Source organism: Pseudomonas kermanshahensis, assembly GCF_014269205.2.
GTDB classification, from domain to species: domain Bacteria; phylum Pseudomonadota; class Gammaproteobacteria; order Pseudomonadales; family Pseudomonadaceae; genus Aquipseudomonas; species Aquipseudomonas kermanshahensis.
This window is the reverse complement of the sequence record NZ_JABWRY020000001.1, coordinates 2,312,451-2,338,576: the sequence shown is the minus strand read 5'-3', so window position 1 is coordinate 2,338,576 and position 26,126 is coordinate 2,312,451. Positions and strand designations below refer to the sequence as shown.

At 64.1% G+C, this 26,126-nt stretch carries 23 protein-coding genes; 3 read left to right on the top strand and 20 right to left on the bottom strand.

Going from position 1 to position 26,126, the window contains the following annotated elements; translation table 11 throughout:
* Nucleotides 1–72 precede the first annotated feature (72 nt).
* Entirely contained in the window at nucleotides 73–2,589 is a 2,517-nt protein-coding gene (uvrA, locus tag HU764_RS10845; RefSeq protein WP_186703782.1) for an excinuclease ABC subunit UvrA, read from the top strand.
* Between the two features lie 36 nt (nucleotides 2,590–2,625).
* Here uvrA and HU764_RS10840 read toward each other — a convergent pair whose 3' ends face one another.
* The 5 genes from HU764_RS10840 to peaA all read right to left on the bottom strand — a co-directional run bounded on the left by HU764_RS10840 (nucleotide 2,626) and on the right by peaA (nucleotide 8,947).
* Nucleotides 2,626–4,299 carry a fatty acid CoA ligase family protein gene (locus tag HU764_RS10840; RefSeq protein ID WP_186678098.1) on the bottom strand — a complete coding sequence of 558 codons (1,674 nt, stop codon included), beginning with the start codon at nucleotides 4,297–4,299 and terminating at the stop codon, nucleotides 2,626–2,628.
* A 125-nt stretch (nucleotides 4,300–4,424) separates the two neighbouring features.
* Entirely contained in the window at nucleotides 4,425–5,546 is a 1,122-nt protein-coding gene (gene peaD / locus HU764_RS10835) for a quinohemoprotein amine dehydrogenase subunit beta (RefSeq protein WP_085272948.1), read from the bottom strand.
* Between the two features lie 32 nt (nucleotides 5,547–5,578).
* Nucleotides 5,579–5,902 carry a quinohemoprotein amine dehydrogenase subunit gamma gene (qhpC, locus tag HU764_RS10830; protein WP_008091708.1) on the bottom strand — a complete coding sequence of 108 codons (324 nt, stop codon included), beginning with the start codon at nucleotides 5,900–5,902 and terminating at the stop codon, nucleotides 5,579–5,581.
* Nucleotide 5,903: 1 nt separating this feature from the next.
* Entirely contained in the window at nucleotides 5,904–7,334 is a 1,431-nt protein-coding gene (gene peaB, locus HU764_RS10825; protein WP_186678087.1) for a quinohemoprotein amine dehydrogenase maturation protein, read from the bottom strand.
* Nucleotides 7,335–7,381: 47 nt separating this feature from the next.
* The gene (gene peaA, locus HU764_RS10820) at nucleotides 7,382–8,947 is read right to left on the bottom strand and encodes a quinohemoprotein amine dehydrogenase subunit alpha (protein ID WP_186703783.1); all 1,566 of its coding nucleotides are present in this window, start codon (nucleotides 8,945–8,947) and stop codon (nucleotides 7,382–7,384) included.
* Between the two features lie 496 nt (nucleotides 8,948–9,443).
* Between peaA and HU764_RS10815 the strand changes: the two genes are divergently transcribed.
* Both HU764_RS10815 and HU764_RS10810 read left to right on the top strand, forming a co-directional pair.
* Nucleotides 9,444–10,937, top strand: coding sequence for an aldehyde dehydrogenase family protein (locus HU764_RS10815; RefSeq protein WP_099454318.1), 1,494 nt, complete (start codon nucleotides 9,444–9,446; stop codon nucleotides 10,935–10,937).
* Nucleotides 10,938–11,073: 136 nt separating this feature from the next.
* Entirely contained in the window at nucleotides 11,074–12,387 is a 1,314-nt protein-coding gene (locus tag HU764_RS10810; RefSeq protein WP_186703784.1) for an alginate export family protein, read from the top strand.
* Nucleotides 12,388–12,423: 36 nt separating this feature from the next.
* On the opposite strand, the gene qhpG is transcribed toward HU764_RS10810, so the two are convergent.
* The 15 genes from qhpG to HU764_RS10735 all read right to left on the bottom strand — a co-directional run bounded on the left by qhpG (nucleotide 12,424) and on the right by HU764_RS10735 (nucleotide 26,125).
* Nucleotides 12,424–13,716: a flavin-dependent monooxygenase QhpG gene (gene qhpG / locus HU764_RS10805; RefSeq protein ID WP_186703785.1), complete on the bottom strand. Its 1,293-nt coding sequence runs from the start codon at nucleotides 13,714–13,716 to the stop codon at nucleotides 12,424–12,426.
* Nucleotides 13,709–14,386: a subtilisin-like serine protease QhpE gene (gene qhpE / locus HU764_RS10800; RefSeq protein WP_186703786.1), complete on the bottom strand. Its 678-nt coding sequence runs from the start codon at nucleotides 14,384–14,386 to the stop codon at nucleotides 13,709–13,711. Before qhpE ends, qhpG begins: the two co-directional genes overlap by 8 nt.
* Complete coding sequence (locus tag HU764_RS10795) at nucleotides 14,376–16,109, bottom strand: ABC transporter ATP-binding protein (protein ID WP_186703787.1); 1,734 nt, start codon at nucleotides 16,107–16,109, stop codon at nucleotides 14,376–14,378. Before HU764_RS10795 ends, qhpE begins: the two co-directional genes overlap by 11 nt.
* A gap of 1 nt (nucleotide 16,110) precedes the next feature.
* Nucleotides 16,111–18,021: a sigma-54-dependent Fis family transcriptional regulator gene (locus HU764_RS10790; RefSeq protein WP_186703788.1), complete on the bottom strand. Its 1,911-nt coding sequence runs from the start codon at nucleotides 18,019–18,021 to the stop codon at nucleotides 16,111–16,113.
* A 203-nt stretch (nucleotides 18,022–18,224) separates the two neighbouring features.
* Nucleotides 18,225–19,025 (bottom strand): RHS repeat-associated core domain-containing protein, encoded by an 801-nt coding sequence (locus HU764_RS27945; RefSeq protein ID WP_338109068.1) that lies wholly within the window; start codon nucleotides 19,023–19,025, stop codon nucleotides 18,225–18,227.
* A gap of 590 nt (nucleotides 19,026–19,615) precedes the next feature.
* Nucleotides 19,616–20,467 (bottom strand): CsgG/HfaB family protein, encoded by an 852-nt coding sequence (locus HU764_RS10780; RefSeq protein WP_186678058.1) that lies wholly within the window; start codon nucleotides 20,465–20,467, stop codon nucleotides 19,616–19,618.
* Between the two features lie 34 nt (nucleotides 20,468–20,501).
* A complete protein-coding gene (locus HU764_RS10775; protein WP_027593461.1) occupies nucleotides 20,502–20,915 on the bottom strand; it encodes a curli assembly protein CsgF in 414 nt (137 codons plus the stop codon).
* The gene (csgE, locus tag HU764_RS10770) at nucleotides 20,912–21,313 is read right to left on the bottom strand and encodes a curli production assembly/transport protein CsgE (protein ID WP_186703790.1); all 402 of its coding nucleotides are present in this window, start codon (nucleotides 21,311–21,313) and stop codon (nucleotides 20,912–20,914) included. The genes HU764_RS10775 and csgE overlap by 4 nt, the downstream gene beginning before the upstream one ends.
* Nucleotides 21,310–21,837: a type II secretion system protein gene (locus tag HU764_RS10765; protein WP_099454327.1), complete on the bottom strand. Its 528-nt coding sequence runs from the start codon at nucleotides 21,835–21,837 to the stop codon at nucleotides 21,310–21,312. Before HU764_RS10765 ends, csgE begins: the two co-directional genes overlap by 4 nt.
* The gene (locus HU764_RS10760; protein ID WP_085272959.1) at nucleotides 21,812–22,186 is read right to left on the bottom strand and encodes a type II secretion system protein; all 375 of its coding nucleotides are present in this window, start codon (nucleotides 22,184–22,186) and stop codon (nucleotides 21,812–21,814) included. Before HU764_RS10760 ends, HU764_RS10765 begins: the two co-directional genes overlap by 26 nt.
* Nucleotides 22,187–22,191: 5 nt before the next feature.
* The gene (locus HU764_RS10755; protein WP_033694024.1) at nucleotides 22,192–22,665 is read right to left on the bottom strand and encodes a type II secretion system protein; all 474 of its coding nucleotides are present in this window, start codon (nucleotides 22,663–22,665) and stop codon (nucleotides 22,192–22,194) included.
* Nucleotides 22,662–24,527, bottom strand: coding sequence for a secretin N-terminal domain-containing protein (locus HU764_RS10750; RefSeq protein WP_027593466.1), 1,866 nt, complete (start codon nucleotides 24,525–24,527; stop codon nucleotides 22,662–22,664). Before HU764_RS10750 ends, HU764_RS10755 begins: the two co-directional genes overlap by 4 nt.
* Nucleotides 24,524–25,033 (bottom strand): hypothetical protein, encoded by a 510-nt coding sequence (locus HU764_RS10745; protein ID WP_186678043.1) that lies wholly within the window; start codon nucleotides 25,031–25,033, stop codon nucleotides 24,524–24,526. The genes HU764_RS10750 and HU764_RS10745 overlap by 4 nt, the downstream gene beginning before the upstream one ends.
* The gene (gene pilO / locus HU764_RS10740; RefSeq protein WP_186703791.1) at nucleotides 25,033–25,596 is read right to left on the bottom strand and encodes a type 4a pilus biogenesis protein PilO; all 564 of its coding nucleotides are present in this window, start codon (nucleotides 25,594–25,596) and stop codon (nucleotides 25,033–25,035) included. The genes HU764_RS10745 and pilO overlap by 1 nt, the downstream gene beginning before the upstream one ends.
* Nucleotides 25,583–26,125: a pilus assembly protein gene (locus HU764_RS10735; protein ID WP_099429181.1), complete on the bottom strand. Its 543-nt coding sequence runs from the start codon at nucleotides 26,123–26,125 to the stop codon at nucleotides 25,583–25,585. Before HU764_RS10735 ends, pilO begins: the two co-directional genes overlap by 14 nt.
* Nucleotide 26,126: the final 1 nt, after the last annotated feature.

Here is a 26,126-nt window from a genome sequence, read left to right as displayed (position 1 = left end):
ATTTTCCCGTCACTGTCTTTGCTGTTACTGGTACCGTTGGCGCACCGTTCAGCCACAGCCTAGGACTGCGTCATGCCTCCAAGCCAAACCACCCCAAACGGCTTCGTCCGCGTCCGTGGCGCCCGCGAGCACAACCTCAAGAACATCGATGTCGATATCCCCCGCGACGCGCTGGTGGTGTTCACCGGTGTATCGGGCTCTGGCAAGTCTTCGCTGGCCTTCTCCACCCTGTATGCCGAAGCCCAACGCCGCTACTTCGAGTCCGTCGCGCCCTATGCCCGGCGCCTGATCGACCAGGTTGGCGTGCCCGATGTGGACGCCATCGAAGGCCTGCCGCCGGCGGTGGCGCTGCAACAGCAACGCGGCACGCCCAGCGCGCGGTCCTCAGTGGGCAGCGTCACCACACTGTCCAGCTCGATCCGCATGCTTTACTCGCGCGCCGGCCATTACCCGGCCGGGCACGCGATGCTGTATGCCGAAGACTTCTCGCCCAACACCCCCCAGGGCGCCTGCCCCGAATGCCACGGCCTGGGCCGCGTCTATGAAGTGACCGAGGCAACCCTGGTCCCAGACCCTTCACTGACCATCCGCGAGCGCGCAGTGGCGGCCTGGCCCATGGCCTGGCAGGGCCAGAACCTGCGCGACATCCTGGTAACCCTGGGCTATGACGTCGATATTCCCTGGCGTGACTTGCCACAAGCGCAGCGCGACTGGATCCTGTTCACCGAAGAAACCCCCACCGCCCCGGTGTACGCCGGCCTGACCCCGGCGCAAACCCGCGCCGCCCTCAAGCGCAAGCAGGAGCCCAGCTACCAGGGCACGTTCAGCGGCGCCCGGCGCTACGTACTGCACACCTTCATGCACTCGCAAAGCGCGCAGATGCGCAAGCGCGTGTCTCAGTTCATGCGCCCAAGCCCCTGCCCGCTGTGCGCGGGCAAACGCCTCAAGCGCGAAGCGCTGAGCGTGACCTTCGCAGGCCTGGACATCGCCGAGCTGTCGCACCTCTCGTTGCAGGCGCTGGCCGAGGTGTTCCGCACGGTGGCAGCGCCGGCCTACCTGGACCAGCACCAGGGCGACCTGACCTTGGAAAAACGCCTGGCCGCCCAGCGTATCGCCCATGAGTTGCTGGCGCGCATCGACACCCTGCTCGACCTCGGGCTGGGCTACCTGGCCCTGGAGCGCAGCACCCCGAGCCTGTCCTCAGGTGAGCTGCAGCGGCTGCGCCTGGCCACCCAGCTCAACTCGCAACTGTTCGGCGTGATCTATGTGCTCGACGAGCCTTCGGCCGGCTTGCATCCTGCCGACAGCGAGGCCTTGTTCGAAGCCTTGCAGCGCCTGAAACTGGCCGGCAACTCGGTCTATGTGGTGGAGCACGACCTCGACACCATGCGCCGCGCCGACTGGCTGGTGGATGTTGGCCCTGCCGCCGGTGAACACGGCGGCACCATCCTTTACAGCGGCCCGCCCGAGGGGCTCGCCCGGGTCGAGCAATCGTGCACACGTGCCTACCTGTTCGGCGAGCACGCCCAGGCCGTTCGCACACCGCGCCAGGCACAGGACTGGCTAGCGCTGGAGGGCATCACCCGTAACAACCTCGACAACCTCAGCGCTCAGTTCCCGTTGGGGTGCTTCACCGCCGTGACGGGTATTTCCGGTTCGGGCAAATCCAGCCTGGTCAGCCAGGCGCTGCTGGAGCTGGTCGGCGCGCACCTGGGCCATGCCGAACAGCCTGCCGAGCGCGAAGAACAGAGCCTGGAGGACGACCCCGAACCAACCAGCAGCGGCCGGGTAAAGGCCGGGCTGGGCAGCATCAAGCGCCTGGTGCAGGTCGATCAGAAACCCATCGGCCGTACCCCCCGCTCCAACCTGGCCACCTACACCGGCCTGTTCGACGCCGTGCGCAAACTGTTTGCTGCCACCGAGCACGCCAAGGCGCAAGGCTTCGATGCCGGGCGTTTCTCCTTCAACGTCGCCAAGGGCCGCTGTGCAACCTGCGAGGGCGAAGGGTTTGTCAGCGTCGAGCTGTTGTTCATGCCCAGTGTCTACGCGCCCTGCCCGACCTGCCACGGTGCCCGCTACAACCCCGAGACACTGGCGGTGACCTGGCAAGGGATGAACATCGCCCAGGTGCTGCAACTGACGGTCGAACACGCCATGGCGGTGTTCGCCGAACAGCCGTCAGTACGGCGCAGCCTGCAAGTGCTGCAGGATATCGGCCTGGGTTACCTGCGCCTGGGCCAACCGGCTACGGAGCTGTCTGGCGGCGAAGCGCAACGCATCAAGCTGGCCACCGAGTTGCAGCGCACGGCGCGCGGGGCGACGTTGTATGTACTGGATGAACCCACCAACGGCCTGCATCCCCAGGATATCGACCGGTTGCTGGTACAACTCAACCGTCTGGTGGATGCCGGGCACAGCGTGGTGGTGGTCGAGCATGACATGCGCGTGGTCGCGCAAAGCGACTGGGTGATCGATATCGGGCCGGGGGCTGGGGATGCGGGGGGCAAGGTTGTGGCCAGTGGCACACCGCAGGCCGTCGCCGGGTGCGTTGAAAGCCGTACCGCCAGCTTCCTGGCCAAGGCGTTGTAGCGGTGCTGGGCACCGGCCTCGCCGGTGCCCATGCCATTACCCCGCCGACAGTTCCGCGATGCTGATCTCGCGCATGCGAAACTTCTGCACCTTGCCGGTCACCGTCATCGGGAACTCATCGACGAAGCGGAAATAGCGCGGCACCTTGAAGTGCGCAATCCGCGCCCGCGCCCAGTCACGCAGCTCGTCTTCAGTGGCTGCATGCCCCGGGTGCAAGCGCACCCAGGCGACGATCTCCTCGCCATACTTGCTGCAGGGCACACCAATCACCTGCACATCGGCCACCGCTGGATGGGTGAAGAAGAACTCTTCCAGCTCACGTGGGTAGATGTTCTCGCCGCCCCGAATGATCATGTCCTTGCTGCGCCCGACGATGCGCACGTAGCCCTGCTCGTCCATTACCGCCAAGTCACCGGTGTGCATCCAACCCTCGGCATCGATGCTCTCGGCCGTGGCCTTGGGGTTGTTCCAGTAACCCAGCATTACGCTGTAACCGCGGGTGCACAGTTCACCGATCTCGCCGCGTGGGGCTGTGCGGCCATCGGCATCGATGACTTTGTTCTCCAACCGTGGCTGGGTACGGCCGACGCTGGTCACGCGGCGTTCCAGGTCGTCATTGGCACCGGTTTGCAAGGACACCGGGCTGGTTTCAGTCATGCCGTACGCGATCTGTACCTCGGCCATGTGCATCTCGTCGATGACCCGTCGCATCACTTCGATCGGGCAGGTCGCGCCGGCCATGATCCCGGTGCGCAGGCTCGACAGGTCGAAGGCACTGCGTTGCGGGTGGTCCAGTTCGGCGATGAACATGGTGGGCACGCCGTACAGCGCGGTGGCCTTTTCCTCGGCCACTGCGCGCAACGTGGCGAGTGGGTCGAAGGCGTCGTTGGGGTAAATCAAGGTGCTGCCGTGGGTCATGCAGCCCAGGTTGGCCATGACCATGCCGAAACAGTGGTACAGCGGCACCGGCACCACCAGCCGATCGTGCTCGGTCAGGCCCAGGCTTTCGCCCACCATGTAGCCATTGTTGAGGATGTTACTGTGGCTCAGCGTGGCACCCTTGGGAAAGCCGGTGGTGCCGGAGGTGTACTGGATGTTGATCGGGTCGTCACAGTGCAGTTGCGCCTGGCGGGTGGCCAACGCTTCGGCACTGATGGCGTCGGCGCGGGCCTGCAGGGCATGCCAGGCGAGAAAGCCCGGCGGCGGTGAAGCGGCCAGGCTCACGACCCCGCGCAACTCGGGGAACCGCTCACAGGCCAGCGCGCCCGGGTGGCCCTCGGCAAGGCCCGGGATCAGGCCCAGCAGCATGGCATGGTAGTCGGAGGTCTTGAAGGCATCGGCGCAGATCACCCAGCGGCAACCCGCCTGGCCCAGGGCGTAGTCCAGCTCGCTTGCGCGGTAGGCTGGGTTGATGTTGACCAGGATCGCACCGACTTTGGCGCTGGCGAACTGGGTGATGCACCACTCGGCACAGTTGGGCGCCCAGATGCCCAGGCGGTCGCCGGCTTGCACCCCCAATGCCATGAGGGCGCGCGCGTGCTGGTCGACCGCCTCGGCCAGTTGCCGCCAGGTGTAGCGCAAGGCCTGGTGGCGGACCACCAGGGCTTCGCGGTCGGGGAAGCGGGCCACGGTGGTGTCGAAGGCGTCGCCGATGCAGTGGGTAAGCAGGGGTTTGTCCTGGTTGCCCTGGGAATAGCTTGGCTGGGGCATGGGCGTTCTCTTGTTGTTCTTGTACTGGTCATACTGGCCCATTCGCGGGACAAGCCCGCTCCCACAGGTCTCTTGCACAATTCTCTGTGGGAGCGGGCTTGTCCCGCGAAGAAGCCAACTCAAAACTAACGGATGAACACCTGCGGCGTAGTGGTCGACATGTCCCCACCCGGCAGCTTGATGTTCCTCACCTTCTGCAGCGTTTCGGGGTCGAACACCGCCAGGTCATTGAAGGTGCCGCCCAGGTACAGCTTGTCGCCCTTCTTGTCGAAGGTCACGCAGTAGTAGGTGTGTTCAAGGTTAGCCGCCTTGATCAGCTTGCGTTCCTTGATGTCATACCGCGCCAGGCGGTTGAGCACGCCGTAGATCTGGTTCGGGTCCTTCGGCGAGCGCAACCCGGTGAAGTACAGCTCGGTCAGGTCGGCGAACTCCTGGGTGTGGGTCTTGCCGGTTTTCAGGTCGACACTCAGGTAACCGTAGAGCAGTTCGGCGGTATTTGGGTCCTGCTTTTCGTCCTTGAACTTGGCAATGGTGTAGAGCATCGAGAACTCGTGCCGAGGGCTCTGATGCGGCCAGAAATACAGCACATCCGGGGCGCTGTAGCCGGGCCGGTTCCAGGTGCGCAGCGGCAATGCCACCTCATACTTGCCGGTTTGCACGTCCATCTTGTAGATGTCCGGGCCCGCCACGAACAAGCTGCCGTCGTCGGCGGCCCGCATCAGGTACACCTGGCGCGGCATAGGGAAGGTACGCGCAGGCTTCGCATCAAGGCCATCGGCCGTGCGGAACACCTCCAGACGCGGCGGCTTGACTACATAGTGATCGTTCAGGCGCTGGGTCGGGTTGACGGTGGCATACACCTCTTTGCCATCAGGGCTGATGGCAAACGAATACATCGACTTGCCGACCTCCCCTGGCACGCTGGACAAGTTGGCGTGGAAGGTGGTCTTGCAGGTGTCCAGGTCAATGCCGTAGATGTCAGCGTAGTGGTTGTTGAGGATGTAGGCGGTACGGTTGTCCGGCGCCATCATCGCGGTGCCGGGGCCGAACGCATCGGGCATGCGGCAGCTCTTGTACAGCGCATCGCTGGCCACATCCACCACATGCAGGTTGTTCGGGTAGTTGGTCACGATCAGGTATTCATGGCCAGCCTTCAAGGCCGGCCCGGTGTCGTCAGCCTGTACCGCCCAGGCGCTGGCCGTGGCGGCGACGGTGAGCGCGAGCTGCGCGCAGAGTCCAGGTTTCATGCGGTTTCCCCTTGTCATTCTTGTTGGGCCGGTCACTTGTCTTTCGGGAACACGGTGCCGAGGTTGCGCCAGTCGTCCTGGGAGTTGGTCGCCTGGGCGTTCCAGTCCTGGTAGGTGCTCATCATGTCCGGCACCTGCGCTGGCCACCAGCAAGGGTCGGAACAGCCGTAAAGGTCGGCTTCCATGGGCTGGCACAGCGAGCTCACGCCACCAAAGGCGTCCACTTCCCAACCCGGGTCGGTGGTGGCGGTACAGCCTGCCACCGCGCTCATCGCCATGACTTCTTCGACACGGTCTTCGGCAGCGGCCTGCTCGAGGATGCGCGCCTTGTTGTTCAGGGGCTTCAAGTGCTTCATGTCAGTGCGCCTTCCGCGGGGTGATGTAGCGGTCGATGAAGGCCGGGTTGGCGGCCATGATGCGGCTGTAGACCTCGATGCCGAAGTCGACCCAGTCGCGCATCAGCTCGCAGTAGTGGTAGGTCGGGTGCTGCGGATCGCCGTAGCGGGCATAGCTCTCGTGGTAGCAGCCACCGGAGCACAGGTTGCGAATACGGCAGCTCTCGCAGCCGGTGTTGCTGCGGTCCAGGCGTTGCGACAGGAAGTCATTGAGCTGGGCCTGCTTCACACCTTGGTGCACGTTGCCGAACGTCGGCAGGCTGGAGCCGGTGAAGCGGTGGCACAGGTTCAATTCACCTTCATGGTCTACCGCCAGCATTTTCAGCCCGGCGCCGCACGGCAGGGCCTTCTTGTGGCCCTCGTGGATGTCGGTGATCAGTTGGTGCAGGTTGGAAAAGCCGATGTTGCGGTGCTCCAGCGCGGCTTCCAGGTAGCGACGGCCCAGGGCCTTCATGTTGGCGAACACCTGCACCAGTTCGTCGCTGGTGAGGTTGAATGCCGACAGGTCGCCCGAGGTCACCGGGGCGAAGCCGACTTCGGCAAAGCCCATCTCGTTGAACAGGTGATTCCAGATGGTCTCGACATCGGTGATGCCACGGGTCAGGGTGACCCGCGCCCCCACCGGGCGACTGGTATAGCGTGACAGCAGCATCTCGGCCTTGCGCCGCACCACGTCATAGGTGCCCTGCCCGCCCACGGTGATGCGGTTGCGGTCGTGCACGGTCTTCGGCCCGTCGATGCTGATCGACAGCCCGAAACGGTGGGCGTTGAGCCAGTCGATGATTTCTTCGGTAAGCAAGGTGGCGTTGGTGGTCATGATGAACTCCACCTGCTTGCCGGCCTCGGCGAAACGCCGCTCGCAGTAAGCGACCATGTGTTCGATCAAAGCCCGGTTGGACAACGGCTCGCCGCCGAAGAACACCACGCTGTAGCGTTGCTCGTCAGGGGACTCCTTGAGCAGCATCTCCACCGAGGCCTCGGCGGTAGCGGTGCTCATCTTCTTGCCGGCAGAGGGTTTGTCCAGGTCTTCCTTGTAGCAATAGGTGCAGCTGAGGTTGCAGCCGGTGTTGACGTTGAGCACCACCGTGTTCAACGCCGTGCGCTCGACCTGCTTGAGGGCGATTTCCGGCGTCAGTGGTGAGCCGTCGCTGACCACTTCCAGGGCGATCAGCTCGCGCAGGGTGTCCTGGATGTCGGCACCGGCAAACTGCTGACCGAGGCGCTGCATCAGCTCCTCGGCGGAGCAGCCTTGCTGGCGCAGGGTGTCGATGATGCCGCCGGTCACCGCGTCGGTGGCGAACAGCGAGCTGCTGGGTATGTGGAACAGCATGCGGTCGGCATCCACCTGCACTTCGTGCAGGTTGCGTTCGACCAGGTTCAATAGTGCGCCCATGGCGACCTCCGATAATCGATCCGTTGGAAAACGCGTTCACACCTGCCTTATGGCAAGGGCGGGTTGTTCCAGCGTTGGACGGTGACGATCATGTGGCCCTCGCCGGTCTGGCCGCCGTCAGCCAGGGTGGCGATGACTTTCAGGTTGCCAGCGTTGTTGGTCATCATCTTGCGTGCCGGGTTAGGCCCCGCACCGCCGGGTACGAAGACGCCGTCGGCCTGCATCTGCCCGGCGAACTTGACGTCCTCGTCCTCGACGGCACGCTCGTTGAACGGCTCGACCTTCCATTGGGCGGGCAGGTAACCGATGCGCAGCGGCTGGCCGCTGGCGTCTTTGCCCCAGGCTTCGGCTTCGAAGCGCCCCTGCACCTTCGGCACGGACGCGCCGTTTTCACCGATGCGGGCAATGGAGAACGCCGGCACCACCTTGACCTCGTCGACCTTGTCGTAAACCGCCAGGTTGACGCCCTTGAGTGCGCCCACTGCAACGTCTCGCTGGCCTGGCTTGGCGTCTGCCGCCGCGCGCGCCTTGACCCGCACCAGGGTCGGGGTGGCCTCCAGCACTTCTGTCACTTCAACACCTGCGCCCAGTTCCGGCTTGCCCGTCAGGCCGCTGCCGACCAGGGTGATCTCGCTTTCGCTGCCCACCTTGATGAAGGCCGGTTGCACTGCCAGCAGGCGTGCCTTGCCGTCTTTCACCGCGCTGAAGTCCAGGCCGCGCTCGTCGTGATCGGCCTCGAACATGCGGCCTTTCATCTCGCCATCCAGTGCCGCGAATACCTGGCGTAGGTTGCTGTCACCCACCTTCACGTTGCCGCGCCATTCATAGCCGTTGTAGAGGATCGCCGAGCCGCTGCCATTGAACGGCGTGCCGTCGGCGTAGCTGCCTTTGACCTCGACCTTGAAGGTGTCAGCCTCCCCTGCACTGACCGTCATCACCCCACGGACATCGCCTTTGGCCAGCATGTGACCGCTGAACGCCCACTGCCCTGGCAAGGCATCGGCCTTGGGCCGGGCCTGTTGCCATTCGGCCCAGGCCGGGCTGTCGAGCGGGTAGCGCTTGGCCAGGTCCGGCACCATTTGCTTGAGGGCGATTTCAAGCCAGTCGCGGTCACGCGCCTGGGCCTGGTATTCGAGAGACGGCCATTGGCCGAGGTGGAAGTTGACCAGGTGTTCCCATTCCTGGGCCGGGCGACGCTGCAGGGCAACGCGGGCACCGGAGTGGCAACGGCCACAGGTTTCGCTGAGCTGTTGGTCGAAGTGTTCGACGGTGTTCAGCCGCCGCTCCATGGCGTAGCGCACGCCATCGGTCTCGCTGGGCGCCAGCCCCTGCTTGTCGGCCAGGTACTTGACCAGGGTGCGCCGGTCATCGTCGCTGATCTGCAGGCCGTGCATGACCTGCATGCGGGCGATGCTCATCAGCCAGCCTTCCGGCGTTTTGCGCTGATGGCTGATACGGCTGTAGGTGTCGTTGCCTTCGGGGATATGGCACCCCATGCACTTGGTTTGCAACAGGTTAGGGCCCTGCTCGGCCGCCATGGCCTGGGTGCTCAGCAGCGCGGCGGCGACCAGCGCCAGTTTGCCCGCATGCCGGCGGAGTCGAGTCGTCTTCAAGGTCAGACCTCCACGGTTGTTGTTCTTATCGTTCTCGCACGCTTTGGTACAGCAGGTGTGCATGTGACAGTCGTGATACAGAAACTGTGCCACATACTGGAAAGTTGTTGTATATCAGACTCTTAGTAGGTTTCGCGTGGTTGCGCAGGCACGCCGGTGTAGAGCCGAAGCGTGCCATTTCGCGACAGGGTGTTTCATCCTGAGACAGGGCCTGCTCTGCAGGCCATTCGCGGGGCAAGCCCGCTCCCACTTAAACGGCGCAGCGGCTGAGTTCGGCTCTATCCCTGTGGGAGCGGGCTTGCCCCGCGAAGAGGCCTGTATAGCCACTGTTCCACAACCGTCTCACACCGTCTCAATGTGCAACAGCGCACGCCCGCAATCACAACCTTGCATCCAGGCAAAACCCAATAACTACAGGGCTTTAACGCCATCTGCTCAGGTTGGCACGCCCATTGCGCCTGTGCCCGACACACCCAATGACAAGAGGCACCGCCCCATGCTTTCCGAACTGCCCATCCTGCCCGCCACCCGCGCCTTCCTCGAACGCAAACTGAAAATGCGCATCGGCGCCGACTGGCAGGACGCCGCCAGCGGTCGCACCCTGTCGTTCCGCAACCCGGCCACCGGCGAGGTGCTGGGCGAAGTACCCGCCGCCGACGCCGACGATGTCGACCGCGCCGTGCGGGCCGCGCGCCAGGCCTTCGACGACTCGCCCTGGAGCCGCCTGCGCCCGCGTGAGCGGCAGAACATGCTGTGGCGCCTCGCCGACCTGATGGAGCGTGACGCGCAACAGTTGGCGGAGCTTGAGTGCCTGAACAACGGCAAGAGCGCCGCAGTGGCCAAGGTCATGGACGTGCAACTGGCCATCGACTTCCTGCGCTACATGGCCGGCTGGGCCACCAAGATCGAGGGTAGCACCGTCGAAGCCTCGATGCCTTTGATGCCCAACGACCAGTTCCACGGCTTTGTCCGCCGCGAGGCGGTAGGCGTGGTGGGTGCCATCGTCGCCTGGAACTTCCCGCTGCTGCTGGCCTGCTGGAAGCTGGGACCAGCCTTGGCCACGGGCTGCACCGTGGTGCTCAAACCGGCCGACGAAACCCCTCTGACCGCACTGAAATTGGCCGAGCTGATCGAGGAAGCCGGCTACCCGGCAGGCGTGTTCAACGTGATCACCGGCACCGGCCTGAATGCCGGTGCAGCCCTGAGCCGCCACCCCGGCGTCGACAAGCTAACCTTCACCGGCTCTACCGAGGTCGGCAAGCTGATCGGCAAAGCGGCCATGGACAACATGACCCGCGTCACCCTGGAACTGGGCGGCAAGTCGCCGACCATCGTCATGCCCGATGCCAACCTGCAGGAAGCCGCTGCCGGCGCCGCTACGGCTATCTTCTTCAACCAGGGCCAAGTGTGCTGCGCAGGCTCCCGGCTGTATGTGCACCGCAAGCACTTCGACAACGTGATCGCCGACATCGCCGGTATCGCCAATGGCATGAAGCTGGGCAGCGGGCTGGACCCTTCGGTACAGATGGGCCCGTTGATCTCGGCCAAGCAGCAGGACCGGGTCACCGGCTACATCGAACTCGGTCGCGAGCTGGGCGCGACCATTGCCTGCGGCGGCGAAGGTTTCGGGCCGGGTTACTTCGTCAAGCCAACGGTGATCGTCGATGTCGACCAGCGTCATCGCCTGGTGCAGGAAGAAATCTTCGGGCCGGTGCTGGTGGCGATGCCCTTTGATGACCTCGACGAAGTGATTGGCATGGCCAACGACAACCCCTACGGGCTGGGGGCGAGTATCTGGTCGAACGACCTGGGGGCGGTGCACCGGATGATCCCGCGGATCAAGTCGGGCTCGGTGTGGGTCAACTGCCACAGCGCACTCGACCCGGCGCTGCCGTTTGGTGGTTACAAGATGTCAGGCGTCGGCCGCGAAATGGGCGCGGCGGCCATTGAGCATTACACCGAGCTGAAGTCAGTGTTGATCAAGCTCTGATCTTTTCCTTTACCGGCCTCTTCGCAGCACAAGGCTGCGCCTACAAAAGCACGCGGTCCCTGTAGGAGCAGCCTTGTGCTGCGAAAAGGCCGGCACAGGCCGGCCCAAACACAACAACAAAAACATGGAGCACACCATGAAGCACACGCTCGCCTGCACGTTGGCACTTTTGTTCAGCACAACCCTCACCCAAGCCCACGAGCTCTACAACCAAAACGGCACCACCCTCAACGCCGACCTCGAAGCCCTGTTCGGCGTCTTCCACAGCGACGAAAGCTACAACCAGGCCGGCAACCGCCAACCCGGCAGCAGCAACTGGCGCGAGGGCTACGTCAAATACGGCCTAAGCGGCAGCCAGGCCCTGGCCGACAGCGGCGCACTGTATGGCGCCGTCAACCTGCTCAGCTCTGCCACCTGGGGTGATGGCGACGCTGCAGGCCTGACGCTCGGCGACGAACGCCGCACCGCCTTCGAAGACCTGTACCTGGGCTGGCGCTCAGCCAACCTGTTCCCGGCCCTGGGCGAAGATGGCATCGACCTCTCCGGTGGCCGTCAGGTGGTGACCCTGGGCGATGGTTTCCTGATCCAGGGCGACCCGGTCAACCTGGGCAAGGTCGACCTGGGCGCCAACTTCGACCGCGGCGGCGCCTATTACCTGGCCGCACGCAAAGCCTTCGACCGCACCGCCGTGCTGCGCCTGGGCGGCAAGCAAGGCTGGCGTGGCGACCTGATGTGGCTCAAATCCGACAACCATTACCAGGCCGACACGTCGATGGCAGTGACCAACATCGAGCATGTCGCCGACGCCGGCACAATCGGGCTCAGTTGGATCCGCGGCCTCGACGTCGATCAGCGCTACGCGCAGATCATGGGCCTGGAGCACCGCGACGGCATGGACACAGTCAGCCTGCGCGGGCGCGGTAACCTGGGGGTCAAGGACCTGGAACTGGCCGGCGAATACGTCACCCAAGACCGCACGGGCGGGCGCGAGAACGCTTGGTACCTGGAGGGCAACTGGACGTTTTCCGAACTGCCCTGGACGCCCACCGCCACCTACCGCTACAGCCGTTTCTCAGAAGACTTCGACCCGCTGTTCTATGGCCTGAGCCGCGGCTACGGCACCTGGTTTCAGGGCGAGGTGGCCGCCAACTATGCCGGGCCCTTCAACAAGAACAGCCAGGTGCACCACGTGGCACTCAAAGGCAAGCCGCGTGACAACCTGACGGTGGGGGCGCTGTACTTCGACTTCGACACACTCGACACCGACCAAGGCAACCTGGGTGGGCGCGAGCTGGACCTGTATGTGGAATGGATGGTCAACGACCACCTGCTGATCAGCCCGCTGGTGGGGTTCTACAAGCCGGAGCGCAGTGCGGCGAATGGTGGGACGCAGATGGGTAGCCGCGATACCGGGACCTATATGCAGTTGGTGGTCGGGACGTTCTTCTGACTGGGGATCTTGGGGCCGCTGTGCGGCCCCTGGATCTCAGGGCCTGCCCTGCTCCGCCAGCCACCGCCGCAGCATCATCTGATGCGCCTCTGAGTGGCTGCTCATGACCTCATCCAACGCCTGCCCAGCCAGCACCGCGCGCACCACCGGTGCCAACTCCACCCCCTGCAAGTGCCAAACCCCCAACGGCTGATCCGCCGTCACTACCACTTCGGCCTCATCCACAAAACCATCACGTAACACCGGCCTGCGCGCTACCTGCACTGACTGCCAATCGGCCGCCAAATGCAACGGCTGGGCATCGGGCCAACTCCGCCGACGCGCCCAGAACGGCAGCCCGGCGCGTGCCTGCTCCTGAGCATAAAAATCCCGCCCGATACGGGCAAAGCGCATGAACAACTGCTCAACCCGCTGTTGATGAAATTGGCGCGCCAGCGCTGCCCGCTCGGGCCGTCGCAACAGGGTATTGATCACCACAGGCGCCTGCAGCGCCGAGGACAGCGACTGGAAAATCCCATTCCCCGATAGTGGGTCAACCGCCATTGCAGCATCCCCCACCCGTATCCAGTCATCCCCCACGCATTCGCCGGCCAGTATCGCGGTACTGCTACGGGCATGTACCTGTGCAGGTTCCATCGCCTGCGCTCCGAACAGTTCGGCCACTGACGCCGAGTCACGGCGCCGTGTGGCGCAGTACTCAGGCAGGGCGGCCTTGGTCGGCACCCCTTGGGCATCGAGGGTAATCTGCCAATAACAGCGCCCATCGGCCAACCTGGCCATCCAGGCCCAGCCGTCATCCAGGCTTTCCACCGCCGAAGCCGGTGCGCCTGGGGCGTCATGCCAGACATTGAGCAAACTGATCGTCTCAGGTCCGCGCATGCGGTCAGCTGCCAACGGTGCCTGGCGCCCACGGGCCTCAACCAGAAATTCAGCCTGCAGCATCTGCCCGTCGTCCAGGCGCACTTGATGACCCTCGGCACGCGCCACCTCACGGATGCGCCCTTCGATCAGCGTCACCCCTGCCCGTGCAAGGTCAGCACGCAAGGCACGGTCGAAGCGTTGCCGGTCGAGCAGAAACTCCTGGTTCATCTGCAGGTGCTCGCCATTCCAGCGCACCTGACGTGTCGCTGGCATCGCCGCCTCGCTCAGGGCCCCACCTAGGCCCGCGTGGCGAAGACCTTCCAGCACCCGCTGCGAAACGCCTTCCACGGCAGCAAAGCGGCGCCAGTCGGACACCACCGTGACTGGGTAGCCCAGGCGGCGCAGGCCGATTGCCGTGGCGGCCCCCGCAGGCCCGGCACCCAGCACCACGATGTGCGGCTCACTCATCCTCGGCACCTCGCCGCTCAGGACCGCTGAATGCGGCATGGGCGCGCAGCCAGTCGAACACCTGCTGCCGCCCCATGCCGGGCCGCTCACGCAGTAACGCTGCAACGCGCCCGCTCAGCGCAGCGCAACCCAGGCTTGCCCCTGCCCGGCCACCGGCGCCGACATGGCCACCGAAGTCCGCCTGTGCAGTGCCCAGCCAGGACCACTGCCCCGGTGCGCAACGGGCATCGCCGGTCATGCGAATCACGCCCGGGTAACTGGCCGGGTACACCGCCCCACCCTGCGCCGGGCTGGAGGCGCACAGCAGCACGCCAGCCGCCTGGGCCTCGGCGCAGGCCTGGTGCATTATGGGCCGGTCCTGCAGCAGGCCTAGGCTGAGGTTGATCAGCGTCGCCCCCTCTTCCACCAGCCATAACAATGCGGCGGCCACCTGCAACGCACTGGTGCTCGCCTGCGCAGAAAACACCTGGGCCAGCAACAGCGGCACCGGGCCAGATTCACGCAGCAGGCCAGCGACTACGGCACTGCCGTGGCCTAGTTGGTCGGGCAACGCTTCGCCTTCTCGCAGCTGGCCTTCCTCAAGCCAGAAGCGTCGTGCGCCCAGCAAATCCAGTGCTTGAGCAGACGAGCAACCGCTGTCGATGACCCCGACACGCAACTCATTGCCCATGCTTGATGGCCTCCTGGAGCAACACCTTCAGTTGCCCATCATGCAGGTGCAAATGCAAGTCAGCATCGGCGAGGGTCGAGGCTCGGTGGCTGATCAGAATGCGCGTGCGCCCGGCAAACAGCTGGTCGATGGCCGCGATCACTTCGCGCTCGGTCGCTTCGTCTACCGCCGACGTGGCCTCGTCCAGCACCAGGATCGCAGGGGCCTGCAACACCGCGCGGGCAATGGCGATACGTTGCTTCTGACCGCCAGACAGCTGCTGGCCACGCTCGCCCAACAGCCCGTCCAGCCCCAACGGCAGGCTTTCGACCAGGCTGTCCAGGCGCGCCAGGCGCACCACCCGTTCAAGTTCCGCACGGCTGGCTTCGGGCACCCCGTAGGCAAGGTTCTGCGCCAGGGTGCCACGGAACAGCACGATGTCCTGGCTGACCACGGCAATGCGCCGACGCAGCGCCGCCAGGTCGAGTTCGCGCAGGTCGGTGCCATCCAACAGGATGCGCCCAGCGTCCGGGTCGTAGAACCGTTGCAGCAGATCGATCAAGGTCGACTTGCCGACGCCAGAGGCGCCGCTGATGGCGACCTTCAGGCCACCCGGTACGCAGATATTCACGTCGCTCAGCACCGCGCCTTGGCGCCCGTCATGGGCGAAGTGCAAGGCCTCCAGGCGCAATTCACCTGGCCCGTCTGGTATCGGCTGTGGCGTGTCCACCTGGCGCACGGCAACGGCTTCTTGCTTAAGCTCCATTACCCGGCCCAAGCTCACGGCCATGCGCTGCACCGCCACATACAAGCCCAACAGGCTTTGCACCGGCCCGACCGCCATGCCCATGTAGGTGGAAAACGCGATCAGCGCGCCCAGTTGCCAGGTACCTTGGATCACCCACCAGCCGCCGACCAAAAAAGCGCAGGCGCGGCACCAGGAGGTCAGCGTGCCGGGTATCGCCTGGGTAAAGAACTCGGTCACCTGCACCTTGAGCAACTGGCTCATGTAGCCCTGGCCCAACTGGTCCAGGCGCCCGGCTTCCCGAGCCTGCTGGCCAGCCGCCTGAATGAACTTCATGGCCGGCAGCGTCTCGACCAGAAACGACGAGACATCGGCCGAGCGCTCACGCAAGCTGCGCACCTCGCGCTCGACCTTGCGCCGCATCCAGCGCAACCACAGCACCTCGAGCGGGATCAGCAGCGCCAGCAACAGCGACAGCTGCCAAGACAACATCAGCATCAAGGCCACCGCACCTATCAAGCCGATCACGGCAGACACCGCTGAAAACAGCGAGTCCACGGCAAAGCGCTGGATTTCGGCGACGTCGCCATCCAGCCGCGAAAGGATATCGCCGATGCGCCGCCGCCCGTAAAAAGTGGGCGACAACTGTTGCAGGTGGCGGTAAAGGTCATCACGCAGCGCGAACAGAATGCGCCCGGACAATCGCGTATGCAGGTAGCGGTTGACCCCGGCCAGCACGGTGCCCAGCAGGCCCGCAGTGATCATGATCGCCGCCATGTGCCAGAGGGTCTGGTAGTCCTTGGCCAACAGGCCTTCGTCGATCAGTGTCTTGACCAGCCAGGGTTGCGCCAGGGCCAGCAGCGACGCGCCCAAGGACAAGCCCAGCAGCACACCGATGGCGCGTCGATGGGGGCGGACAAAACCATACAGCCAGGCCAACGCCTGACGCATGAGGACAGGGTCGCTGGTCTCCACCAGCCTTGCGAACAACCCCCCCATGTCAGCTACGCAACTGCTTGAGCTTGCGGTACAGCGTCGCCCGGCTGATACCCAGGGCCTCGGCGGCTGCCGAGACGTTGCCCTGGTGGCGGCCCAGGGCGCTGCGAATCAGCTCCAGTTCATTGTCCTTGAGGCTGCCGGACGGCGTCGTGCCGCTGGCCAGTTCATCGAGTAGGCAATCGGTGAGGTGATCGAGGGTCAGCACCTGCTCACCGTCCTCACGCATGGCCAACGCGGTGCGCACGACCATCTCCAGCTGGCGGATGTTGCCTGGCCAGTCGAAGCCTTCGAGCAAGGCGCTGAATGCCGGGTCCAGGCTCACGCCCTTGGCGCCGGACTTGTCCAGTAGCCCTTGGATGATCCCGGCCAAGTCGTCACGCTCGCGCAGGGCCGGCAGGCGCAGCGAGACGCCATTGACCCGGTAATAGAGGTCTTCGCGAAAATGCTGTTCAAGCACCAGGCGTTTGAGGTCGCGGTGGGTGGCGCAGATCAGCGCCACGTCGATGTCCTGCTCATCACCCGCGCCCAGCGGCGCCACGCGGCGCTCTTGCAGTACCCGCAACAGCCTGGCCTGCAGGGCCAGCGGCATGTCGCCGATCTCGTCGAGGAACAGCGTGCCGCCATGGGCCTGCATCAGCCGCCCGACCATGCCGCCACGGCGTGAGCCGGTGAACGCCCCTTCGCGGTAGCCAAACAGTTCGGATTCGATCAGCCCTTCGGGAATGGCCGCGCAATTGACCGCCACAAACGGCTTGTCGGCCCGCGGGCTGTCCTGGTGCAGGGCCCGGGCGACGACTTCCTTGCCGGTGCCGGTCTCACCCAGCAGCAGTACCGGCAAGCCATTGCCCAGGCCCTGGCGGGCCATACGCAGATTGCGCGCCAGGCGTGGGTCGCCACCGGCCAGTGCATCGAGCGCCGGTGACGTGTTGGCCAGCGCCGGCTTGCTCACCGCCACGCTGCTGTTCAACTGCCCGTGACGTGGCAGTTGCAACGCGCGGAAGAAGAACTCGCCCTTGGCCGTCTGCACACTGCTGACACCGCCCGGCCAAAGCCGGGCGATGAAGGCCGGCGAGCGCTCGCCGAGCAGGTCGCTGCTACGCCGGCCAATGAGGTCCTGGCGCGGCACCTGCAACAATTGGCAGGCACTGTCGTTGGCCGCCAGCACTTCGCCGTCCAGGCTCAGTGCCAATAGACCGTGCCAGGCACTGTTGAGGTACTGCGGGCGGCTATGGAAGGCCAGCACCAGTTGCTCGGGGTGGCACAGGCCGAACAGCCGGCCTTCGATGTTGCCGGCTGCCAGCATCAGCGTCGACAGGCTGTCCTGCGGTTGCGCCATCACGCCTTCGCGGGTGATGTCGAGCACACCGATCACCTCGCCCCGCGGGTCACGCAGCGGCACCGAGGTGCAAGAGAACGGGCTGAGGCGATCGAGGTAGTGTTCACCGCAGTTGATCAAGGTCGGCCGCCCTTCTACCACGGCCGTGCCGATGGCATTGGTGCCACGCAGGGATTCGCTCCAGCAACTGCCTGGGTGCAGGTCACGCAGGCCTTCGCGGCTGAGCACGTGGGTTTGGCCTTCGATGGCCAGCACGTTGGCCTGGGCATCACCGAGGATGATGATGCCCGCCTTGCCCTGGCGCGAGACCAGGTAATCCAGCTCGGGGGTGACGGCATCGACCAGCAAGCGGTTGCGCTCCAACAGCATGCGCAGGTCATGGCCTTGCTCCAGCCCCAGGCCAACCTGCTCGCCTTGCAGGCAGTCCAGGCCATGGCCCAGGCTGCGGCGCCAGGACGCGTCGATCTCGTCGCGCAGCATGCCCAGTGGCAGCTCGCCTTCGCTGGCCAGCTTGAGCCGGGCCTGGCGGGATTCGTGTAGCGGGTCTTGGGCGTTTGTTATTAGTTGTCGCGCCATTTTCTACTCCGGCTGCGCCCCGCACGGTAGAGGGGAACTGGCTTGGGAATTTTGCGCAGTGTGCGGGAGAAATGGCCTGGCGTCATCAGGCTGCTGTCGGGAGGGTTTGGTTGGGCGTCCTCGTGGAGGAAGGTCTTCGCTTTGTAGAGCAGGCTGCGTTTGTTCAACTTGGATTACGTGCTGGACCGAGCCGCGATGGGGTTTCAGGGGGCTCGCACTGTGTTTACAGACTGGGCAGTTGAATCTAATATTTTTTTTTGATATCTGGCCATACGTTTGAGGTATTGTTCAATCGATTCTTTAGCCGATTTATTATTAAGATAATGTCCAGACTCAACAAGCTTCTCCACACCCGACCAGCCATACATACTATGGATTGGACTTTCAATCTTATACTGAATAGCGCTCACCAAGTAAAAGCGGGGGAAGCCTTCTCCATAGGCTGCAGGTCCAGCCATGTAAGTATCTACCATATATTCCGCAATTTGGTATGCCGTCGCCTCCTCTGATTTCCTCAGCGCTTCCCAAAATTCTGGCCCTACGCTAAACGATGCATCCGCTTTTTCACGCACCTTCGATGAACCTGAAGATTTTTTATTACCGCGATCAATCGCCTTGTTTTGTAGGGGCGAACGCTTTCCCCCGTTTTGACTACGCCCGTTGACGTGCCCTTTTTCTCGCGCAGTAGTCACTCCCCTCATCATCGCACTCGGATCCCAGTAGTTGACGGGGTCTGCGCCGCAGTACATATAAGCATTCAAACCACCTTCAGCGAACGGACTCAAGATGTCAGGCGAGAAAAAACGCATCAATACGGGGCTATAAGCCCGCCTGCCACGCCCTAGTAAATCGCACCCAGAAGCACCATCACGGTGCTCACCATTGAAACCAATCAACGACGCTTTCGATGTCAGATCTTCGAACCCATACGTGCTGTAGGAGTGCGTCACTGTTCCTTTCAGTACAGAGTTTTTCCCATCCACCGCCAGCAATAACGCACCCATCGGCATCTCCTTTCTATCTCATTCGCTCAACACTCAGTCTCAGCGCGCAGCCTGCTACTCGCCTGCGCTTCAGCGAGTTGCAGCGTCAGTTGCTTACGCTGTAATAATAGTTGCGCATGGCCCCTTCTCGAATAAGCCTGAGTGCTTTAGATAATTGAATTACTACTCCCTGGCACGTTACGTCAGGCCAAATCCTCCGACTACTGGCAAAAATGTCAGGTGACAAAATTCAAATTCGCGAGAGGGCTTAGGCCGCAAAACGCCTTTGCCTAATGTTTACCGAAACTGGGACTGACACAAATAATTGCCAACACTGGTCCCCTCCCTAACCCCTCCACCTGCAATGACCTCTGATTCAAGCTGGGACCTGTGTGGCTTGCCAGCGATCACCGGCAAAGCCGGTGCCATGAACCGCGTCGCCTGCATCGCCGGCAAGCCCCACAGGGTCAGCAAATCGCTTGCGATACTAGCTCTGTGTGCGAGAGCGCAGCCCAAAGGGCTAGCTGATATCCCACAGGGATAGCCTGATTTCAAGAGCGACGCAGCACCTGTGGGAGCGGGTTTACCCGCGAAGAGGCCCTCAGGGTCGATCACGGCTGCTGATTCTGACTCAGGTACTTGTCCACCGTGGCCTTGCCATCCCCACCATCCCCCGCCACCTGCCACAACCGCCGCTCGATCCCCTGCGCCAGCAAATGCCCCACCGCCGCCTCGATCGCCGACAGCACGCACAGCTGCGCCGGCTCATTGGTGGTATACCCCACCTCCGCCTCCAGCAACTTCTTGAACTCGATGAACTTGAACACCCCAGCACTGCGCCCAACCGAGTAGATGGTCTTGCTGGTCATGACGTTGGCCAGCACCTGCCCGGTGCGCACATCGACTGCGCGCAGGTTCACGGTCACCTGGTCGACGCGGTATTCGCGGGAGATGTCTATGCCTAAGTAACGCGCCCCTTCCCCGCCACTGCGCACGTTGGTGTCATAGGCGATGATGCCGCCTTCGAGCATCAGGTTGGCGGCCTGCAACGGCGGCAGTTCGCCCATGATGTTCTCTGCCACATCCGGCTTCTTCTGCGAGGCGCGGATGATCTTGCGTTCGGTCAACAGGTTCTGCAGGCCTTCACGCTCCAGCACCACGAACCAGCCACTGGCGCTCAGGGCGTCCATCAGCATGCTCGCCGCGCCTTGGGTGACGCTGGTCGAGAACGAACTGGCCGGGGTGGGTTTGTACTGCCCGGTCTGGTCGCGGAAGCCATACACCACCGCCATCAGCCGGCCTTTAGGGCGTGGCATGTTGATCAGGTCGTAATAGGTCGAGGCGCGCGGGGTCAGGGTCGGGGTTTCCGAGTCCTGTTCGGCGGACATGGGTTCGCGCAGGCTGCAACCACTTTGCAGGCCAAGGGCGGTGAGGATCAGCAGCGTGCTCAGCAGACGTTTCATGGTGTTCTCTCCCCAACATAAATGCCTTTCCCTCTCAGGGGTTCAGGCCGCTGACCTCAATGATCGAAATTTCTCCTGTGGCGCGGTCGGTGACCTTGATGCTCAGCGCCCCTGAATCGTCGATAACGTCGATCAGGAAGGCATCGGTGGCCATGCTTCCGGTGCTGCCATTGCTGATGTTGTCCAGCAGCTGCGACAACATCCGCGACTCCAGCTGATTGCTGAAGCGCTCCAGGGCCGAGGTGCCCGAGAAGGCAGACGCGCGGTCCTTGAGGTCGGGGTCGTCGTAATCGTTCTGCGCCTGGGCGTTGTTCAGCAACCAGGTGCCGTTGAGCGGGTTGCCGCCGAAGGCCGGGTTGACCGGGGTGTACACCAGCTCGGTGGCCTGGGCAGCACAGGCGCTGGCCAGCAGGCAGGCGGCGATGCAACGGGGAATGCGGGTTTTCATAGCTCGTCCCTCTCCAGATCGGTGGTGTCCTGCAGCAGGCGTTGCAACTTGCGTTGGATGATCTGCTGCTTGACCAGGTCGGCGGCCGCGACGGCCTCTTCTTTGAGTTCCGTGGTGTTGGGTGGCAGGAAGCGGCGGTACATCACGTCGCGCTCGAACTCCACGGTGATCAGGCTGCCCCAGCGGGCATCCGGGCGTTCGCGCACCACCAGGTTGAAGTCCAGGCGGCTGGTGGCACGCAGGCGGTCGGCGAAGTAGTAGTAAAAATCGTGGCCGATGTGCGAGATGGTGTTGTCGACGATAAAACCCATCATCTCGTCTTCTTCAGCCGCCTTCACCGCGCTGCTCAGCGAGCTCGCCAGCAACAGGCTCAGGCACAGCGCAGCCAGGCGGTTCATGGCGCGTCTCCCGGGCCGGCATGGGGCTGGGCACCGTTGGGGCTGTCGGCGAACGCCTGCTCGGCGACGAACTGCCAGTCGCTGTAGTGCTCCAGCCCTTCGAAACCCGACCACTCGGCGGCAAAGCCACTGCGTTTGAACGGGGTGGCGTCCGAGCGGCTGTGCACGCCGGTGATGCGGCCGTCGATCGAGCGCAGCAGGCCCCAGTCGTCGCTGTTGGTGATCGGGTCCGGGTAGAGCCTGCGGATGTGCCGCTTGGCCTCGGGGAAGCGGTTGTCCTGCAACAGGTCGGCCAGGTCCTGGGGGTACTGGGCCAGCCCCGGCGATGCCCGGTAGTAGCTGCGCAGGGCTTGGGCGTACTGGCTGCCGACCCACAGCAACTGGCGCTCGTGGTCGCGCTGGGCGGCACTCGACCAGACCGTCCCGGTGGCGGCCAGGGCCACGCTGCTGACCGCGATCAGCAGCAGCACGCCCAGGTAGGTGAAGCCGGCACAGGCTTTACCATTCAGCATAGAGGCTGCCATCACGCGCCCTCCCTGTAGCGCCGCTTTTGATGTCGGCCACGCCACCGGCCACACCTTCAGGCGGTGGCACCAGTTGCCAGGCATCGCTGCGTTCGGTGATTGGGTCCACCGGGGTGTTGCGCAGGTAGCGCAGCTCGACCAGTTGCTCCAGCGAATCGGGGTAGTGCCCGGTGTCGCCATAGAAGTGGTCCAACGACTCGCGCAGCACCGCCAGGCTCTGGCGCAGGGTGGCCTCGCGGGAGCTTTCCAGGCTGTTGAAGTAGCGCGGCATGGCGATGGTCATCAGCGTGGCGATAATCGCCATCACCACCAGCAGTTCGATCAGGGTGAAGCCTCGGCTGCGTTTCATGGCCGTCACCATTGCCCGTAGGGAATATTGTTGAGGCCTTTGCCACGGGCCTTGGAATACACGTCGAAGACGTCTTCGCCTTCCCGTGGGCTGTCGGGGCTGCTGTCGTAGGCACGCAGGCCCCAGGCCCCCTCATCGTCCTCCTTGGCCGCCAGCAGCGGGTCGTGGGGGATGCGCCGCAGGAAGTAGAACTTGGCACCCTTGGCACTGCGCACATCACGCACCCCGTCGACCAACACCTGCAGGTTGGGCGGGTAGCCGCTGGCATCCAGGCGTTTTTCGATGTAGCCGGCGTCAAAGGCGCGCTTGTAGGCATCGATTGCATCACGGATCTGATACAGCGCCTCGCGCAGTTGCTGCTCCTTGCCCCGGCGCACCACGGTTTCGGTCAGCGGCGCGGCCATGCTGGCGAGCAGCCCGAGCAGTGCCAGGGTCAGCACCACCTCGATCAGGCTGAAGCCTTGCATGCGGCGTTTCATGGGCGTGGGCTCCCGTTGGCAGGCACCACGGCCATCTGGCTTTCCACTACCGGCGTGTCACCGGACGGCGTATTGCCCGGTACATCGGTTGGCGGCAGCGGCGCCATCTGGCGGACTTGCAGGCTCGACTCGGTGCCGGTGGCAAACTCCATGTCCGACGGGCTCTGGTACGGCAGGTTGCGCACGATGCGCGGGGTAATCGCCAGCACAAGTTCGGACTTGCTCATGTCGTCCTTGTTGCTGCCGAACAGCCGGCCCAGGCCGGGGATGTCGCCCAGGCCGGGGATCTTGTTGCCGCTGGCGTTGTGGTCGTTACGCACCAGCCCGGCCAGTACCTGGGTTTCGCCGTCGTGCAGGCGCAGGCTGGTCTGGGCGTTGCGGGTATCGACCTGAACCGGAATGGTGCCCTGGCGCGTGGCTTCCAGTGGGGTGGCGTTGCTGACCTCCAGTGCAATCTTGATCGCCACTTCGTTGTTCAGGTGCACGGTAGGCTGCACTTCAAGCTTCAGGCCCACGTCCAGGTAGGTGACGCTTTCGGTGATCACTGGGCCCTGGGTCGACGGCACCGAGGTGGCGCTGATGATCGGCACCCGCTGGCCGATGTGGATGCGTGCCTGCTCACGGTTGCTGACGCGGATCACCGGGCTTGCCAGGGTGTTGATGTCCTTGTCCTGGGCGTTGATCTTGGCCTGTGGGGCCGGCGAGATACTGATGCGGCTGGAGTCGATGCCGCGCAACTGGTCCAGCACGCTGACCGGTTTGCCGTCGGAGGTCAGCACGCCGAAGGTGTTGGGCCATTGCAGGCCGAGGTCGAGGATGCGCGAGGTGGCCACCTCCATAACCTCCACTTCCAGCACCACTTCGGGGTTGGACTGGTCCTGGGACTGCAGCAGTTTCTCGGCCATGCGCACCGCGTCGGGGCTATCGCGCATGGTCAAGGTGTTGAGGCGCTCGTCGACAAACACGTCGCGGGTCTTGAGCATGGTCTTGACCATGTTCAGCGCCGTGTTGGCGTCGATGCTGGTCAGGTAGAAGGTGCGCATGACCAGTTCCTGGTAGTCCTTGGCCTTTTGCGGCGAGTCGGGGTAGATCATCAGGGTGTTGTCGTTGACGATCTTCTGGCGCAACTGGTTCTGCTCCAGCAGCAGGGCCACGGCGTCCTCGATGCGGACGTCGCGGACGAAGATGGTGGCCTTCATGTCTGGGCGCAGGTCTTTGTCGAAGATGAAGTTGATGCCGGCAACCTGGGACAGCACTTCGAAGATGGTCTTCAGGTTGGCATCACGAAACTCTAGGGTGACCGGGCGCTCCAGCTTGCTGCGCAGCTGCGGGAAGGGCTGCGCGGTGCGTGCCTGGACGTTCTCGATGTCGCTGCGCAGGGTCATGCCCTTCTGGTTCTGCGGGTCCAGGCGCAGCACTTCGCGCATGTAGCGCTCGGCACCGAACAGGTCGCCCTGGCGCAGGGCCGCCTGGCCGAGGGCGACGCGTTCGTCGAGGGTGCGGATCAGCTCCAGTTGACGGATGCCTTCCTGGGCACGGCGGTTGTTGGGCTCGATGCTCAGCACCCGGCCGTAGCCCATGCGCGCACCGGCAAAGTCGTGGCGGATACGGTCGCTGTCGGCCTGGCTCAGCAGTGCCTCGACCGCCGCCTGGCGGCCATGGGCCAGGGCGATGTTCAGTTCGGTGTCGCGCGGGTCTTCACGCAGGGCCTCTTCCAGGCGCGCGATGCCGGCTTCGTACTGCCCCTCCTTCATCAGTTCTGCGCTGTCTTCGCGTACCGCACTGGAGCCGCAGCCGGCGATGGCCACGCACAGCGCCAACAGCAGGAACGGAGCAGGCTTGCACAGCTTCGATGACTTCATGGTGCGCTCCCGACAGACAAGGTCTGCGACTGATGCAAAGGCAGGTAGACCAGGCTCAGCTCGTTGGCCGAGACCCGGTCGAGGCGGTAGGTGTCTTCGATGACGTCGCCCTGGCGCACGACGTAGAGTTTTTCGCCGCTCTGCAGAAACACCTGCAGGTCGTCGCGATCGCCCAGGCGGCCGACGAACTGGAAGGGCAACGCCGGTGCCGTGGGTGCGGCAACCACCACGGGTGTGGCGATGATCGGTTGTTCGGTGACGGTGGCCAGGGCCTTGGGTTTGGTCCAGCGCTGGCTCGGGAACAGGTCGGTGGAGGCCTGTTCTGGCCTATTCGCGGGCAAGCCCGCTCCCACCGGTTCCATGGGCACCCCCGAACCTGTGGGAGCCGGCTTGCCGGCGATTGGGGCGTCCTCGACTTGCTGGCCAAACCAATGCCCAGGCGCCCACGCCAGCGCGGCAGAAAGCCCAAGAAACCCGAGCCAGACCAACCCACGTTGAGTATTCATCACGACCTCGACAGGTAGAGGGTCATGCGCAGGCGGGCGTTGAGCTCGCTGTCGCCGATGCGTTTGCGTTGCAGCTCAAGGTCTTCCAGCACCAAGGTCGGCAGCTGGCCAAGCAGGCCCTTGAGGAAGCCGCGGATCTGCGGGTAACTGCCGCGGACCGGCAGCACGATCTGGTAGCGCGCCAACTGGGTTTTCGGGTCGATGCCCAGGGCGTACTCGCCGCGTGCCAGGCTGATGCGCTCGGCACTGGCCAGGTGATACAGGCGCTCGATCAGTTCGCTGGCCTGCGGCTGACCGGGCAGTTGTTGACGCAGGGTGTCGAGGGCCTGCTGCTCGGGCTTGACCGCGATTTTCAGCTCGCCGCGTTGCACCCTTCCCACTTGCACACTGGCGTCTGCCTCGCTGGCCCGCAGTTCGCGCACGCTTTGCCATTGCGGCAATACACCGGCCACCGCCACGCCGACCACCAGCAGGCCAACGGCAACGGCGGCCAGGCCCACCGGGCCGATCCGGCGCAGGTGCTCCTGAATGATCAGGCTGCTAAGCGGTTCAGGGGCGCGCATGGCCGGTCTCCCAGGTGGCAGTGAGGGTGAAACGCACCGGGTGCTCCGGCTGGCTCACCATCACCTCGTGATTGAGCAACGAAACATCGCTGAGCTCGGCACTGGCCTCCAGGCGCTGGTGGTACTGCAGCATCGCCTCCAGGTTGCGCGCCTCGGCGGCAATTCGGACCTGGCCCTTGCGAGCGTCCGGGGTCAGGCCAAGCAGCGCCACATCGTCCTGCGGCAGTGCTTCGAGCATGGCGAACAGTTGCTGCCAGGGCCGTTGCAGCTGCTGCGAGACATTGCGCATCTGCGCCAGGCGCTCGGCCTGCTCGCGGCTGGCTGCACTGCTTTGCGGCGCCGCGGTGGCTGGGCGCCGGCCCAGTTGCAGCTCCAGGCTGTGCAGGCGGCCTTCGAGGTCGACTTGCTCGCCCTGCAGGTGGTGTTGCAGCAGCACCAGTGCGGCCACCCCTGCACAGCCCAGGGCCAGCAGCGACCAAGCCAAGGCGCCATTGCGGCGGGGCTGGAATTCCAGGTCGAGGCGGCGCATG